Genomic DNA, 14,626 nt, shown 5'->3' on the forward strand with positions numbered 1-14,626 from the left:
CATATTTTGTCGAACGAAAATAAAAAAGAGAGCCGAAGCTCTCATTGATTCATTTGGTGAATTATGTAAAACCCCACTTTTGTTCAATAGAAAACTCTTCTTCTACAATGCACTTAAATCAGAACGTTTCTCGATTATCTCTAAAAACCCCTTATAATGGTAAGGGGTTTTTCATTACTCACTACATTACTTCGCAAAACTTTGAGCTAGCTGTTTCTCTCTCCACATAAATGTAATGCCGAGACCAACGATTAAAACAACACCTGAAAATGCATATGGATAATTAATGTTTATATCAAATAATATTCCGCCCATCGCTGGTCCTGCGATATTTCCTAAACTCGTATACGTTGAGTTCATACCAGCAACGAATCCTTGCTCTTTTCCAGCTGCTTTTGATAAAAACGTCGTTAAAGCTGGACGAAGTAAATCAAATGCTAGGAAAATAAAGCAAGTAACGAGAAGTACACTCCAATAATTAAAGACTATAGTTGAGACGAATGCTAATACTGCACCTACAATTAAACATATTTGAATTAATACTTTCTCACCGAACATGTCAACCAATTTGCCAAACATAAATACTTGCACAACTACCCCAAAGATGGAGCTAATCGTAATAATTGCAGCAATATCTTTCGGTGTGAAACCAAATTTATGATCAGAAAACAGACTAAACACAGTTTCATATGCCGATAATCCGAATGCGAGTACAAATACAATAATAAATGCGATTGCATACATTGGATTTAATGATTTCTTTAAATCCCCGATAAAGCTTGATTCCTTCGTATTAGCAGAAATCTCTGCAATTTGCTCTTTCGTTAACGGTTCTTTTAAAATAAAGATGGAAATCACACATGCTATAAAGGCAATCACTGCTGCCACAAAGAACGGCACACGTATACCGTATTCTGCAATAAACCCGCCGATTCCAGGCCCTATAATAAATCCGGTACTAATAGCCGCTGAAAGATATCCCATCGCCTTTGGACGTTCTTGAATAGAAGTAATATCAGCAACATATGCCGTAACACCCGGCATAATAAACGCGGCACTAATTCCGCCTAACACCCTCGCTGCATAAAGCATCCACACATCTGTACCTAATCCAAAAAGAAGCTCTGAAACACCAAAAATAAATAATCCAATGATTATCATTTTCTTCCTACCGTAAATGTCGACCCAACGACCCGTAATAGGTGAAGTAATAAGCTGCGCCATTGCAAACACTGCAACGAGATAACCCATCGTCTTTCCTGTTAAATTCATATCATTCATAAAGGACGGCATAACCGGAATGATTAATCCAATCCCTAAAAAAGCGATAAATATATTACTCAAAAGAATGATCAATACCATCTTTTGTTCTTTTATCGGTTTCTTCAATTTTTAACACCTCTTCCCGTAGTTCCTCTCAAAAATAATGCCCAAGAAGCTTTTTCTTTATCCTGCTATTTGTGGGCTCATACTGAGTAAAGATGCCCCCACTCATTAGAATTTCACTCTATCCTTCCACACATACATAAATACATAGTGAATGACTATCATTCAGTTTTCCGCAGAAATGAACCTACCTTTCTAAGATAGGTTCATCTAATTTCTCTATTCTTTTATATGTAGTGCATGTGTTAAAAAATCTAGTACTTCTGCCTTTTGTAGCTCGACTTGCTCATCATCTTTATGATCATATAAATAAACTTGTTCCGCTGCTGATTCAACAAGAGCAATAAATAACTTCGCTGTTCTCTCTGCATGAACCGAATCACGAATTTCACCAGCTTCTTTTGCTTCACTTAAAAATTCACTTAGCCACATATAAAGAGGCTCATACACAGCTTCCCATTCTTTTATATGTTCAGTAGATGCAAGACCCGCATACATTAAAGCTTGTATTTCACGATATTCAGCTATAAAGTTAAACACTGCATCTATTACCTGCTCAACCTTACTTGAAAAAGGTGCATCGTTCTGTACTTTTTCTTTCACTGCAAGTATCATCTTCTCAACCATCACTTCTGCTATTGCAGGCATAACAGATAACTTAGAAGGAAAATATAAATAGAAAGTTCCTTGTGCAATGCCAGCCAATTTCACGATATCAGAAATCTTCGTTTTTTCAACGCCCTTTTCCTGAAACACCTCAATAGCTGCATAGACAATTTTTTCTTTTTTATTCATCATCTAAACCCTTTCACACGCGTATTGAATGACTGTCACTCATTTTATAAAATAACTAGCTGTACTGTCAATCATCGTGCACTTTTCATAATAAAAATCTCCCAACAAATCGTTAGGAGATTTAACTTTAATATCCTTTTCTTATGAAAGAGCCTTTAATCCCGTAACTCCACATACGATAAGAGCTACACTAATCAAACGTGCCTTACTTTTCGATTCACCAAACAGAAACATATTTAATAAAACAGCTCCTGCTGTTCCAATGCCAATCCAAACCGCATAAGCTACACTTACTTGTAAGAACAAGAAAGATGTGTATAAGAATGCAAAGGAAGTTGCAAATCCACCTATATAAATCGCTCCATTTGTTAACGTCTTATCTTTACTATACATTTTAAGGCCTATCACACCGACTATTTCACTAATTGCAGCACAAAATACGAAAATCCAACCCATTTTTAAGCAGCTCCTTTCACAATTTCTTCCGCGGTTTCTTCTTTATTATCAGCTAATTTTAAACCGATCACGCCCGCTACGACCATTACGATAAAGAATAGCTTTCCTAAACTGAAACTGCCGCCGAAAAGGAATACATCCATTAGGAAAGTACCAACCGTACCAGCTCCGGCAAACACAGCATATACAGTCCCTGTTGCAAGATGTTCGCACGCTTTCGATAGGAAGTAAAAATCAACAGCGATAACTCCTACAATAATGACCCAATGCCACCAAGTATGAGCTGTATTAAAACCAAACACCCAAAAAATTTCAAAGATACATGTTAATATGACATATAACCAAGCTTTATTTTTCATATCTCTCACCTTCTATTATTTACTGACTGACCGTCAGTCATTTTTTGATTTAAAAAATATAATCTCACTCTAACTACTATTTAAAAAACCAATATCATCCTCATTTATCCTTATATTTGTTCCGTTATTAAGCTAACTACATATAAAAGTTGCTTATCTACACCCTTCCACAGAAAAAAATGACTGAATGTCATTCATAAACATTCTACATGACCAATTGATAAAGTGTCAACACCCGGATTCTATTAACCAAAAATATTTTAAATTTCTTAAATCCACATGAATATTTCTTAATAATCTGTGAATAATGGTAGTAACATAATATTTTCTCCATTCCCCCCTTGGAGATCCCTTTGAATCGAGCAGTTGCTTTTAGCTAACTGCTCTTTTTTAATTTATCGGCACATTATAATAAAATACTCATAGATAAATTCCAAAACAAAGACCTGTACTCCCTTTTCAACATGCAACAAAGAACGAAATATTTTGTACGCTATTTACTTTTCAACGAGTCTTTGTATGCAATAATTTTATTTTCGAGCATCTTCTCTGTAACTTCTAAATTTTCTCTTTGAATCTGAATAGATTTCCTATGATCTTCTAAGAGCTGTAAACGAGCTTCGGTTGTATGCTCCCCTTCTAAATATAATCTAGCATATTCTCTTATTTTCGCTATCGGCATTTGCGTTTGTTTTAATTTCATTACAAACTGCAACCACTTTATATGTGACTCTTCATACAATCTATTCCCATTTGCATCGCGATTTGCAATTAATATGTTCTCCTTTTCATAATAACGTAATGTATGTGTGCTCACTCCTAATAATTTAGCTACCTCGCTAATTGTGTACATAACCATACTCCCTCCGCACGCCATTTACTCTCATATATTTTACTGCCTTATCCAAATTATAAAAAACATTTGACTTAGAGTATACTCTAACAAATACAATCTAACCATGATAAATTAATTTGAATTTAGGAGGCTTTTATATGAAATATACTGTTATTACTGGTGCTAGTTCAGGAATTGGCTATGAATCCGCTTTAGCCTTTGCATCTCGCGGAAAAAACTTAATACTTGTAGCTCGAAGACAAGAAGAATTAGACGGATTAAAATTGAAAATTAATGAAATGCATCCGGAATTGGATGTTGTCATTCGAAGAACTGATTTATCAGTCACTGAAGAAGTTTATAAATTTTATGAAAGTCTACAAAGTTTTCAAATTGAAACGTGGATTAACAACGCAGGTTTTGGTAATTTCGCCTCAATTGCTGAACAAAATTTAAACAAGATAGAAACGATGTTGCATGTAAATATAGAAGCACTAACAATACTATCTTCCCTTTTCGTTCGAGATTATTCAATGACCGAAGGAACACAACTTATTAATGTTTCATCAGGCGGTGGATACACGATTGTTGCCAATGCTGTTACGTATTGCGCTACGAAATTTTATGTAAGTGCATTTACAGAAGGACTATCTCACGAACTGAAAGAACAAGGTGCAAAACTACAAGCAAAAGTTTTAGCTCCTGCTGCAACTGAAACAGAATTCGCAAAACGTTCATTTGATATTGATGAGTTCCAATACGCTAATGTTGTGCCACAATTCCACACTGCAAAACAAATGGCACAATTTATGCTCGACCTTTATGATAGCGATAAAGTTGTAGGACTTGTCGATGGTTCTACGTATAACTATGAACTTAGAGATCCACTTTATAATTTTGCCGTGAGAAAAACGAATTCAAATTCTTAACAACATCTCATTTCTGATTAAAATATAGATACCCACTATTTCTTAAATAATAGTGGGCCTTTTTTCTCTCTAAAAATTCCACCCACATACCGTATCATCGCCACCTCATCACAATAATCAACTTTTGGACAATGTCTACAATCAATCCACACTTTTTCTGGCAATGCTTCTCTATTCACAAAATCAAACCCGCACTTTTGAAAAAATTCCGTTTCATATGTTACAGAAATTACCCTGTTCACTTTTATCTTTGCCGCCTCATTCATTACATGATTCACTAACTTACGCCCTATCCCTTTTCCTGCATATGTATGCGAAACTACTAACGATCGTACTTCTGCGAGATCCTCTCCTAACACATGCAAACCAGCAACTCCCACGATTTCCCCTCCTTCTTTCACAACGTATAAACATTGTAAATATTGATAGAGAGACAAAAGAGAACGCGGCAAAACAACTCCTTCTTTTGCATACATTTCAATGAGAGTATAAATTTCTTTCACATCACTTGTAACCGCATTAAAGATTTTCATATTATATCCCCTTGCCCCCAGTGTTAATATTTATAACATTGTATGAATTTTAATTCATAATTTCATATAATAATACATCTCTCTTTTCTCTCCGTCAATCACTTTTCTGAATTTTATCCCACATTAACGGGCAGTAAGACTCCCACCTCAAAATTCGGCTGAAGCAAAGAAGGTAGGTGGGAGTCGGGCTGCCCCTAAACGCCCGATTGGTGAAGGCTAATAATCAGTGGTGGATGAACAAAACCCCCACTGATTAAAGTTTCACTTTACATAAACAAAAAACCAAGCAACTTAATCGATGCTTGATTCCTCATTTCGTATCGGTAATACCGTTGAATATTTAATTTCACGAAGTGCTAAACTCGTCTGTATACGTGTAATACCAAGCTTATTCAGCTTTCTAATAAAATGCTCCAGTTCTTTACGATCACGATTTGCAACTTTTAATAAATAATCATACTCTCCTGTTAAACAGTGACATTCTAACACTTCAGGCATAGATTCTAATTCTCGTTCTAACACTTCCAGCTTTTCATACTGATGAATATTCGTGCTCATAAAAATGAAACATAATAAATCAAATCCAAGCTTTTCTTGATTTAAAATTGCTACTTGCTTATCAATAAAACCTTCCCCATCTAACCTTTTTATTCGTGCATGCATCGCAGCTGGAGATAAATTAACACGGCGTGCAAGCTCTGCATTACTTACTTGTGATTCTTTCTGCAATATATCTAAAATTTTCACATCCAAATCATCAAGCACTTTAATAACAGATGACTCCATCAAAATTCCCCCTTTTTTCTTACCGACGATTATTCGAAGAAACATCTCATAACTTATATCAAACTAAATATTTTTCTGTAAATAAGATTTCTAACGAAACATTTTATCGAGTTTTTACCATTATACAAAAGAATATATTAGATAATAAAGAAAAATGCTAAAATTATTTACAGTTCATTCTTATTTCAACAAAGGGGTTTTTAGCATGCCTTATTTTTACGTCTTTTTACTATTATTAACAAGCTTATTATGGGGAGGAAATTTCGTCGTTGGGAAATCACTCGTCGATCATGCATCTCCGATGACACTGACAAGTTTAAGATGGCTAATTGCGATCATTTGTTTATTACCAATGGTATGGTTTAAAGAGAAGAAAATCATTCCACCACGCTCTGCAATACTTCCGTTAATACTTATGGGAATTTCAGGAGTCGTTCTTTTTAACATTTTTCAATTTTTAGCACTAGAAAAAACATCCGCAACGAATGTAGGTCTTATTTCTACATTGAACGCTATTTCAATTACATTATTTTCTGTGCTATTTCTAAAAGAAAAAGTAAATACACTTCAAATTCTTTCTATGATTCTTTCATTTTTCGGGGTTATGCTCGTCCTTTTAAAAGGAAATTTTGCTCTTTTATTTTCACTACATTTTAATAGCGGGGATTTATGGATGATTGCAGCAGTTTGTATTTGGGGCATTTATTCTGTTTGTAGTAAATGGGCGACAAAAACAGTTACACCCCTAATGGCTACATTATATTCTGGCATTTTCGGCGTTATTTTATTGCTTCCATTTAACATAGGTAGCTTCACTGTTTCCAATATCAACTCTTCCTTCATAACATCACTTTTATATACAGGACTCATTTCAACAGTACTTTGTATGGTGTTTTGGAATATTGGTGTACAGAAATTAGGCGCTACTACATCGGGGATTTTTCTAAATTTCAATCCAATTTTCACAGCTATTTTAGCATTCCTTTTCCTTGGAGAAGAATTAACATGGATTCAAATTTTCGGTACAATCATCGTCGTGACAGGGTGTTATTTATTTTCTCATTTCAAAACCGTTGCTGTTCAGCCAACTAGAGCTTTAATGCGAAAACATTCTTAATCAAAAACATCGCCACCAAAGTGGCGATGTTTTTATTTACCTTTCATTTCTTTCACATACTGTTTTTCTTCTTCTGGCGATAAACGTTCTGTTGCCTTTCCGGTATCACCACCTTGAATTTCCCACAAAAAGTTATGATCCTCAACCGTTTGTGAAAAGTCTCCTTTCTCCCAACGCTCCAAAGTAGAAAGTAGCTTTGCTTTATATTTAAAATTTGTACTGCCTTCTACTGCGTTCTTCGCACTACGAATTTCCTTATTTGTCATTTCGATAAATCCCCATTTATCAGATGATTTCACTTTTTGATGTACCATCCTATGCATTGTAGAAATAATTTCATCCTCACTAAATTGTGGCTTCTCTTCCGCAACTTTCTTGTCCCGTTGGCTCATCACTTTTTGTGTTTTAAGACTCTTCTCCTCCTCCTCTATATAATTAAGAAGTTTAGTAACACCGAATACAGCTCCTACCGCAATTACAATCATTGTAATTGTCCCTATTATCCATTTTTTCATATTATGTACTCCCCATTCCCCCTAATAATTACATAAACAAATGGAATCGCCTGCACATAGTCGATTCCATTTGTTTCCTTATTTTATTTTAAGCCTTCATCGCTTCTCGTACAATGTAACTGTCCACATATTGCTTAAATTTCACGATTTTTCCATTTTTAAGTTGCCATACATGAACAAATTCCGCCTCAAATGATTTTCCCGTCTCTTTATAAACTCCTGAATAAACACCTTCAGCAATAATTACATCTTTTCCGTTTACTTCATGGTACGTCTTTACACTCGCTTTATAATCATCCCATTCTGATCCTAAACGACTAAATACATTTTCCATTATAGCTTCTGTACCTATATACGTTCCGCCGTACGGAAAACCTTCTGCCTCTGTCCATTCCACTTTTTCAGAAAATGCTTCTGCTAAATGTTTTGCATTCGAAGAAGCTGATCCTTCATACGTGCTTTGAATAATTTCTAAATTTGTTTTTTGCTTCATTATTTTTTCGCCCCAAACGCGTTTGCCGCTAAAATAAGTCCAATTTCTAACGCTTTAACGCGCGGGAATCGTTCCTTTATTGCCGTTTGAATTTCTTCACTTGAAGGATTTCCTGCAAGAACTTCATCAAATGCAACTAAATATTTACGAGTATGTTTAATCGCGTCTGCTGTATTTGGTACGTCATAATCACGATGACCCGCTACAACAATTTCAGGATGAAGATTTTCAAGTTCACTTAATGTTTCTAACCATTTATGACGAGCTTCAGCATCTGTTTCTAACGTCCATACGAAAGTATTGTTATAAACGATATCGCCTGTAACAACAGCTTTTAATGATGGAATCCATACATAACTATTATTCGGTGTATCACCTTGCAAACCACCTTTAATGATTAAATCATTTCCCTCTAAAATCAATTTCTCTTCTGTTAATTCCTCTGGAACAATTGGTTGATGAGGAACATTATGCCCAATAGATGGTTTCCACTGTTCCACTTTCTTCTCAAATGTGTTACGAATATCTTCAACAGTATTCCGTAATGCAACAATCTTCGCTTCTGGAAATGCTTCATGTAATACATTTAATCCAAAATAGTGATCTGGATGGAAATGAGTCACATAAATATGAGTTAAATTCTTTCCTGTTTCAATAATTTGAGCTGCTAAACGGTGCGCATCACTTAATAAAAATTGTGCATCGATAAGAATTGCATCTTTTTCTCCGTATACAATTGTGGATGTAACTTGAAATGCTTGCTCAGATCCTGTAAAAACCTCTAAATGTAATTTGGACATGTTATTTCCTCCACTTTTTATTTACTCTTTTATATTCCTTTATTCTTTAAGCTTTATTCTAGTTGTAACTATTTTAGTTACAACTAGAATAAAAAAATATATGAATCATTTTATTACTAATCGACTTGATGTAATCATTATAGTTACACCAAGTCGTCAAGTCAACACTTAAAAAATGAAATTTACTTCGTTTTCATTACTTTCTCTTTTAAGAAACGATCTACATATCCTTCTGCTTTTACAACGAATAAATACGCACCCATTGATAATAACGCAAGATCTAATTCATACCCTGGATTCTTTCCATCTCCTAATAATCCTGCTGCTCCATTTACCTTTACGATAGCTCCAGCTAAAATAAGAGCGAATAACAATCCTACATACCTCACGCCTAAACCGATAATCAATAATATACCACCAACTAATTCAACTGTTGCTACGCCGTATGCAAGACCACCTGGTAAACCGATGCTTGTAAACCATCCTGCTACGTTATCTATACCTGATTGAAACTTTGCTAAACCGTGTGCAAAAAAAGTAACTCCTAATACGATACGAATAATTAAATTCCCAATATATTGATTCATTCTGAACTCTCCTTTTTTGTTTTGTTATGGTGAACATTTATTCACAAGACAAAACAATACGGTATTTCTTTTCATTCGTCAAATACTTTTTTAAAGAAACCAAAAAACATTATCCGTTTTACGAATAATGTTTTTTATAAAATAGTGCTAATTCAAGCTTTCGCTCTATCGCACAGAAAAAGTTGAAACTTTTTTCCAGCACCAATATAGGGCAATAACGGCACGTCCTCTTCCACAACCATTCCGACAACATTCACTTTCTCATCTACAGGTAAATCATTTACAACAACTTGCATCTCCCCAGCATATCTACCGTACAATTCATTATCAATTGTAATACTGCCTCGTTTTCTTGAAATTGTATTCATCGGTTGTATTGCAACTTTATTTTCTTCTCTTGATTCTACAGAGCGAATTACGTCACGAGCCGGATCTAACCTATTTGTATGCACTTGCTCTACCACTTTTAATACTTCACTTGCATTTATAAATGACTCATATCGCACTGGAATAATCCCACCACTCGCACTCGAGATTTCTTGTACACTTTCTAGGCTCCCACTTATGTCTCCAATTAACACTTTATCAATGTCACACTCTTGAACAAGTTCTAAATACGCTTCAAGTGGCCGCATATAGCGGTGCTTTTCTAAAGTTGGTAAACCCTCATATAACGGACCGCGTTTTTCACCATCTCCCGGAATAAACGCCATCGTTTTTATTCCGCACTCATGTAAATATTTATTTTGTTTTTGCAAAAACGACTTTGCTAGTCCTGTTTCTGGACGTGGATAAAAATTATGCCACGCTTCTATACGATCTACTCGTATATTTTCCGCAAGTAACTCTTTCCAAAATGATTCTGTAATCGTACTCGCATTTAAAGCTACCTTCATCTTATGAGATACACGTGCGATTTCTTTTGGCGTAATACCGTAATCCATTCGTAAACCAGTAATGCCAAAGTCTAATAACTCTTCCACATTTTCATACGTCATCCCTAAATGGTTTAACGATTTTGGAGAGACATCAACCATTAATTCCATTTCATTTTCGAGAGCTTGTTTCCCAAGTATTTGAATTAACTCCTTATACCTATTCGGATCATCTTCTGGAATGTGAAGAGATGTAAAAACAGATGAAAATCCGTTTTCTTTCGCTAGTTTTAACCATGCTTCTTGTTTCTCTACTCGCTCTTTTGAAAGATAAATTGAAACTCCTATCATATAAATCTCTCCTTCTATTAATATAAAAAAAAGAGAAAGGAATCCCTTTCTCTATATGTTTTCTGCCATTTCTTCTTTAAAGCCGAAGAAGTACGTAAAGATGAATCCGAAAATATATGCAACTACTAATCCAAGGAAATATAATAAATATTTATTATCAGCAATTAACGGAATTAATGATAATCCTGATACACCTATTCCGAGTGAAGCCGTTTTCATAACAGCTTGGAATGCACCACCGACAGCCGCTCCTAAACAAGCAGTAATAAACGGTTTCCCAAGTGGCAATGTAACCCCGTATAATAGCGGTTCGCCAATTCCTAAAAATCCTACTGGTAATCCACCTTTAATCACATTACGAAGGCGTTTATTTTTTGTTTTCACATAAATCGCAATTGCTGCTCCTACTTGCCCAGCGCCAGCCATTGCGAGTACTGGTAATAAAGGCGTTACGTGCGTTTGATTAATAAATTCCATATGAATCGGTGTTAAACCGTGATGTAATCCGACCATAACGAGTGGTAAAAACGTTCCGGCTAGCACTGCTCCAGCAAATGCTCCGCCAACATTTAAAATTGCGTTAATACCGCTCGTAATACCATCAGATAAAAATCCCGCTGCTGGCTGAATCGCTAACATCGTTACTATACTTACAGCTAATACAGTAATAAGCGGTGTTACAATAATATCAACTGCATTCGGCACTGCTTTTCGTACTCTTCTCTCAACTACTACCATAAGCCATGCTGCAAAAATAACTGCAAACAATCCGCCCCGCCCGGGTACCATTGCTTCACCAAATAATTTCACATTTGCCATCGCTGGATTAAAAATTAAAATACCCGCAATCGCTCCAAGAACTGGTGTCCCGCCAAATTCTTTCGCTGTATTCCAACCGACTAAAATCCCTAAAAATGTAAAGATACCGCCGCCAATAAGTAGTAACATTTGTAGCCATGTTGCATTCGGATCAGCACCTGCGTTTTTTGCGAAGTTAGCAACTCCGTTTATAATTCCTGATGCAACAAGACCAGGTATTAACGGAATAAAAATGTTACCTATTTTTCGTAAAAAGTTCTTCACTGGTGTATTATTTTTCTTCTTCATCTCTGATTTAATCTCTTGACCAATATCTTCAAGATGATGATCTGCAACCTCACCAATTCGTAATCCTGTTAAAACTTCCATTTCGGCTGCTACTTTATTTACCGTTCCTGGACCAACAACAACTTGAAGTGTTTCATCTTCAATGACGCCCATAACGCCTTCAACCTTTTTCAAAAAATCCATATTCACTTTACTTTCATCATGAAGCGTTAACCTCAGTCTCGTCATACAATGAGCAATGCCACGAATATTTTTTATTCCCCCAAGTTGCTCCGAAATTTCTTTGGCCATTCTCTCTTCTTTCTTCATAATAGAATCCCCCTCCCTATTCTTATCGTTTCACTTTATAAAGCCTTCTTCACAAAGCCTTTCGCTTCTTTTAGTTTTTCTTTTGCTTCCCCGTACTCACACTGTAGTAATGCCATAACGATAGCAACTTTCACGTTACGATTTGCTTTTTCGTAATAATCTGCCGCTACTTCATAACTAACTCCTGTTGCTTCTACAATAATTCGTTTTGATCGTTCTACTAACTTTTCATTCGTAGATTGAACATCTACCATTAAGTTTTTATATACTTTTCCTACACCAATCATTGACGCTGTTGAAATCATATTAAGCACTAATTTTTGCGCTGTACCAGCCTTCAAACGTGTTGAGCCTGTTAATATTTCTGCGCCTGTCTCCACTTCTACATTGAGTTTTGCATACTTACTTATTTCAGCATTTTTATTACAAGAAATACTCGCCGTACTAGCTCCCACACTATGTGCGTATTTCAATCCGCCAATTACGTAAGGGGTTCTACCACTTGCGGCAATACCAATCACTGTATCTTTCTCGTTTAATCCAATACTTTTCAAATCTTCTTCTGCTAACTCTTCGCGATCTTCGGCACCTTCCACCGCCTTAGTAAACGCTTTCAATCCACCTGCTATAAATCCTTGCACCATTTTATCGTCTGTGCCAAATGTCGGCGGGCATTCCACTGCGTCTAAAATACCTAAACGACCACTCGTACCAGCCCCAATATAAATTAATCGGCCCTCTGCTTCAAAAGATTTAATAACAGTCTGTACGACCTTTTCAATTTGTTCTATCTCTTTTTCAACTGCTAACGCAACAGTTCGATCTTCTTCATTCATACTTTGTAACACTTCTTTTATACTCATCTCATCTAGATTCGTCGTTTTCTCATTACGGTGTTCTGTCGATAAATTTTCTAACATATTGCCACCCTCTTTGAAATTATATTTCACACTTTTATTATAACTTCAAGAAATTAAAAATCAATATTACTTTCTTATTTTATGAAATAAAATTTCACAAAATGACATATTTGTGTCAAAGATAATAAAAAAGATGAGTCCCCTCATCTTTTCTTCTATTTTAACTTCCGTAACCGCACTGCTTCTTCTCGCGTCTCCATAAATTGATCCAGCACTTTATTGCCAATTCGATTGAAAGTAATCACATATAAAGCATCAATCATATTCAGTTGTGTCATTCTGGAAGCAATACTTGCAATACGATGATCTTGCTCTACATCTGGCATACAAAGGCGAATGTCTGCCGCTTTATATAACGGAGATGATTGGTCTAGCTTCGTAATCGCAATAACTGTAGCCCCTCGCTTCTTCGCATATTGCGCCATTTCGAGCACATCTTTCGTCCGCCCAGAAGTTGAAATCGCCACAAATATATCTCCCTCTTTTAAATTCGTGACGAGTGGCAACATCATATGAAAATCAGATAGCATCATCGCTGTAAATCCGAGCCTTGTAAATTTATAAGCCCCGTCCATCGCCGGAGTAGCCGATCCGCCTACTCCGTAAAATATAATTTTATCCGCATTTACAATACGATCTGCAGCTTTCTCAAGTTCCTTTTTATCTATCGCAGTAACGCTCGCCTCAATTGCAGCTTTATTCACATATGTAACTTTATTAAACAAATCGTACGGTCCATCTTCCGTATTCATCACTGAAAAATCATTAATATTATAATCAGCAATCGTTAATTCACGAACGAGCGCGATTTTAAATGATTTAAAGCTCCCAATCCCAATCGACTTACAAAAGCGAACAACACTTGCCTCACTTGCGCCTGCATTCGTTGACACTTCTTTCGTCGTTAAGTTCGGAACAATTTCTGCATTCTCCATTATGTACATGGCAACCTTCTTTTCGGCTGGTGAAAATTGATCCATATTACTTTCAATTTTAAATAGTAATGTTGAAGCTTTCACTATTTAACCTCCACTTCTTACGGTTGCGTATATTCTCTAATATCATTTGTATCATATAGATAAAAACCATCATTGCCAGGTGGATGGTGAACAATTACAGTTCGATCCCCTTTTTTATATGACGTTATTTCACCTTCAGATCGCTGTTTTTCCCATCCATGTATCCAAATTGCAAAGTCAGGTACAAAAGCAGTGTACTTATAGTCTTTCGGGTTTTCGTCTTCTACATAGGAAGAAAAAATAGAAACTGGAAAATTTTTCACTTTCGACTCTTTCCATGCAGTAAATGGTATACATAGTGCAATAAGTATGATTACACCTATAACTTTCCCCTTTGTAATCTTCACACTTCCCTCTCCTTGTCATATCACATACATAGATTTTATCATAATTACAATCCATTCATGCTACATGACCACTTCATTTTGCAATAAAAAAAGAGCTTACCTACATC

At 35.7% G+C, this 14,626-nt stretch carries 18 protein-coding genes; 2 read left to right on the plus strand and 16 right to left on the minus strand.

Annotated features, from left to right (window positions below):
• Positions 1 to 186 precede the first annotated feature (186 nt).
• The 5 genes from JFU18_RS11305 to JFU18_RS11325 form a co-directional block, all read right to left on the minus strand.
• Positions 187 to 1,389 (minus strand): MFS transporter, encoded by a 1,203-nt coding sequence (locus JFU18_RS11305; RefSeq protein ID WP_137058417.1) that lies wholly within the window; start codon positions 1,387 to 1,389, stop codon positions 187 to 189.
• Between the two features lie 216 nt (positions 1,390 to 1,605).
• Positions 1,606 to 2,184: a TetR/AcrR family transcriptional regulator gene (locus JFU18_RS11310; protein WP_098778294.1), complete on the minus strand. Its 579-nt coding sequence runs from the start codon at positions 2,182 to 2,184 to the stop codon at positions 1,606 to 1,608.
• A 138-nt stretch (positions 2,185 to 2,322) separates the two neighbouring features.
• On the minus strand, positions 2,323 to 2,637 hold the full coding sequence (locus JFU18_RS11315; protein WP_000539704.1) for a DMT family transporter: 315 nt from the start codon (positions 2,635 to 2,637) through the stop codon (positions 2,323 to 2,325).
• 2 nt (positions 2,638 to 2,639) lie between these two features.
• A complete protein-coding gene (locus tag JFU18_RS11320) occupies positions 2,640 to 2,996 on the minus strand; it encodes a DMT family transporter (RefSeq protein WP_002125474.1) in 357 nt (118 codons plus the stop codon).
• Positions 2,997 to 3,489: 493 nt separating this feature from the next.
• Entirely contained in the window at positions 3,490 to 3,849 is a 360-nt protein-coding gene (locus JFU18_RS11325) for a MerR family transcriptional regulator (protein ID WP_002188427.1), read from the minus strand.
• A 140-nt stretch (positions 3,850 to 3,989) separates the two neighbouring features.
• Here JFU18_RS11325 and JFU18_RS11330 point away from each other — a divergent pair, with 140 nt between their 5' ends.
• On the plus strand, positions 3,990 to 4,760 hold the full coding sequence (locus JFU18_RS11330; RefSeq protein ID WP_002063956.1) for an SDR family NAD(P)-dependent oxidoreductase: 771 nt from the start codon (positions 3,990 to 3,992) through the stop codon (positions 4,758 to 4,760).
• A gap of 35 nt (positions 4,761 to 4,795) precedes the next feature.
• Here JFU18_RS11330 and JFU18_RS11335 read toward each other — a convergent pair whose 3' ends face one another.
• Both JFU18_RS11335 and JFU18_RS11340 read right to left on the minus strand, forming a co-directional pair.
• On the minus strand, positions 4,796 to 5,293 hold the full coding sequence (locus tag JFU18_RS11335; RefSeq protein ID WP_201034745.1) for an N-acetyltransferase: 498 nt from the start codon (positions 5,291 to 5,293) through the stop codon (positions 4,796 to 4,798).
• Between the two features lie 291 nt (positions 5,294 to 5,584).
• Positions 5,585 to 6,079, minus strand: a complete 495-nt coding sequence (locus tag JFU18_RS11340; RefSeq protein ID WP_002029975.1) for an Lrp/AsnC family transcriptional regulator — start codon at positions 6,077 to 6,079, stop codon at positions 5,585 to 5,587.
• 205 nt (positions 6,080 to 6,284) lie between these two features.
• Between JFU18_RS11340 and JFU18_RS11345 the strand changes: the two genes are divergently transcribed.
• On the plus strand, positions 6,285 to 7,196 hold the full coding sequence (locus JFU18_RS11345) for a DMT family transporter (protein WP_201034744.1): 912 nt from the start codon (positions 6,285 to 6,287) through the stop codon (positions 7,194 to 7,196).
• Positions 7,197 to 7,228: 32 nt separating this feature from the next.
• Here the strand turns inward: JFU18_RS11345 and JFU18_RS11350 are convergent, their stop codons facing one another.
• The 9 genes from JFU18_RS11350 to JFU18_RS11390 form a co-directional block, all read right to left on the minus strand.
• Positions 7,229 to 7,711, minus strand: coding sequence for a PRK06770 family protein (locus tag JFU18_RS11350; RefSeq protein ID WP_201034743.1), 483 nt, complete (start codon positions 7,709 to 7,711; stop codon positions 7,229 to 7,231).
• Between the two features lie 88 nt (positions 7,712 to 7,799).
• On the minus strand, positions 7,800 to 8,204 hold the full coding sequence (locus tag JFU18_RS11355; protein WP_088038561.1) for a nuclear transport factor 2 family protein: 405 nt from the start codon (positions 8,202 to 8,204) through the stop codon (positions 7,800 to 7,802).
• Positions 8,204 to 9,004: an MBL fold metallo-hydrolase gene (locus JFU18_RS11360; RefSeq protein WP_201032528.1), complete on the minus strand. Its 801-nt coding sequence runs from the start codon at positions 9,002 to 9,004 to the stop codon at positions 8,204 to 8,206. The genes JFU18_RS11355 and JFU18_RS11360 overlap by 1 nt, the downstream gene beginning before the upstream one ends.
• Before the next feature lie 182 nt (positions 9,005 to 9,186).
• Complete coding sequence (locus JFU18_RS11365) at positions 9,187 to 9,591, minus strand: DoxX family protein (protein WP_001077751.1); 405 nt, start codon at positions 9,589 to 9,591, stop codon at positions 9,187 to 9,189.
• Between the two features lie 152 nt (positions 9,592 to 9,743).
• Positions 9,744 to 10,817 carry a DUF871 domain-containing protein gene (locus tag JFU18_RS11370; protein ID WP_201034742.1) on the minus strand — a complete coding sequence of 358 codons (1,074 nt, stop codon included), beginning with the start codon at positions 10,815 to 10,817 and terminating at the stop codon, positions 9,744 to 9,746.
• A 51-nt stretch (positions 10,818 to 10,868) separates the two neighbouring features.
• A complete protein-coding gene (locus JFU18_RS11375) occupies positions 10,869 to 12,233 on the minus strand; it encodes a PTS transporter subunit EIIC (RefSeq protein ID WP_201034741.1) in 1,365 nt (454 codons plus the stop codon).
• A gap of 35 nt (positions 12,234 to 12,268) precedes the next feature.
• The gene (gene murQ / locus JFU18_RS11380) at positions 12,269 to 13,153 is read right to left on the minus strand and encodes an N-acetylmuramic acid 6-phosphate etherase (RefSeq protein WP_085309362.1); all 885 of its coding nucleotides are present in this window, start codon (positions 13,151 to 13,153) and stop codon (positions 12,269 to 12,271) included.
• 155 nt (positions 13,154 to 13,308) lie between these two features.
• Entirely contained in the window at positions 13,309 to 14,172 is an 864-nt protein-coding gene (locus JFU18_RS11385; protein WP_085309360.1) for a MurR/RpiR family transcriptional regulator, read from the minus strand.
• 17 nt (positions 14,173 to 14,189) lie between these two features.
• A complete protein-coding gene (locus JFU18_RS11390; RefSeq protein ID WP_000704964.1) occupies positions 14,190 to 14,519 on the minus strand; it encodes a hypothetical protein in 330 nt (109 codons plus the stop codon).
• Between the last annotated feature and the right edge of the window lie 107 nt (positions 14,520 to 14,626).

It is taken from the genome of Bacillus sp. TH22 (assembly GCF_016651015.1).
Classification (GTDB): domain Bacteria; phylum Bacillota; class Bacilli; order Bacillales; family Bacillaceae_G; genus Bacillus_A; species Bacillus_A mycoides.

What these genes read in the sequence shown, in the direction of transcription:
- JFU18_RS11310 (WP_098778294.1), bottom strand. Translation starts at nt 2,184, where the DNA reads ATGATGAATAAAAAAGAAAAAATTGTCTATGCAGCTATTGAGGTGTTT.
- JFU18_RS11375 (WP_201034741.1), bottom strand. Translation starts at nt 12,233, where the DNA reads ATGAAGAAAGAAGAGAGAATGGCCAAAGAAATTTCGGAGCAACTTGGG.
- JFU18_RS11340 (WP_002029975.1), bottom strand. Translation starts at nt 6,079, where the DNA reads ATGGAGTCATCTGTTATTAAAGTGCTTGATGATTTGGATGTGAAAATT.
- JFU18_RS11365 (WP_001077751.1), bottom strand. Translation starts at nt 9,591, where the DNA reads ATGAATCAATATATTGGGAATTTAATTATTCGTATCGTATTAGGAGTT.
- JFU18_RS11370 (WP_201034742.1), bottom strand. Translation starts at nt 10,817, where the DNA reads ATGATAGGAGTTTCAATTTATCTTTCAAAAGAGCGAGTAGAGAAACAA.
- JFU18_RS11355 (WP_088038561.1), bottom strand. Translation starts at nt 8,204, where the DNA reads ATGAAGCAAAAAACAAATTTAGAAATTATTCAAAGCACGTATGAAGGA.
- JFU18_RS11345 (WP_201034744.1), top strand. Translation starts at nt 6,285, where the DNA reads ATGCCTTATTTTTACGTCTTTTTACTATTATTAACAAGCTTATTATGG.
- JFU18_RS11335 (WP_201034745.1), bottom strand. Translation starts at nt 5,293, where the DNA reads ATGAAAATCTTTAATGCGGTTACAAGTGATGTGAAAGAAATTTATACT.
- JFU18_RS11360 (WP_201032528.1), bottom strand. Translation starts at nt 9,004, where the DNA reads ATGTCCAAATTACATTTAGAGGTTTTTACAGGATCTGAGCAAGCATTT.
- JFU18_RS11325 (WP_002188427.1), bottom strand. Translation starts at nt 3,849, where the DNA reads ATGTACACAATTAGCGAGGTAGCTAAATTATTAGGAGTGAGCACACAT.
- JFU18_RS11320 (WP_002125474.1), bottom strand. Translation starts at nt 2,996, where the DNA reads ATGAAAAATAAAGCTTGGTTATATGTCATATTAACATGTATCTTTGAA.
- JFU18_RS11330 (WP_002063956.1), top strand. Translation starts at nt 3,990, where the DNA reads ATGAAATATACTGTTATTACTGGTGCTAGTTCAGGAATTGGCTATGAA.
- murQ (WP_085309362.1), bottom strand. Translation starts at nt 13,153, where the DNA reads ATGTTAGAAAATTTATCGACAGAACACCGTAATGAGAAAACGACGAAT.
- JFU18_RS11350 (WP_201034743.1), bottom strand. Translation starts at nt 7,711, where the DNA reads ATGAAAAAATGGATAATAGGGACAATTACAATGATTGTAATTGCGGTA.
- JFU18_RS11315 (WP_000539704.1), bottom strand. Translation starts at nt 2,637, where the DNA reads ATGGGTTGGATTTTCGTATTTTGTGCTGCAATTAGTGAAATAGTCGGT.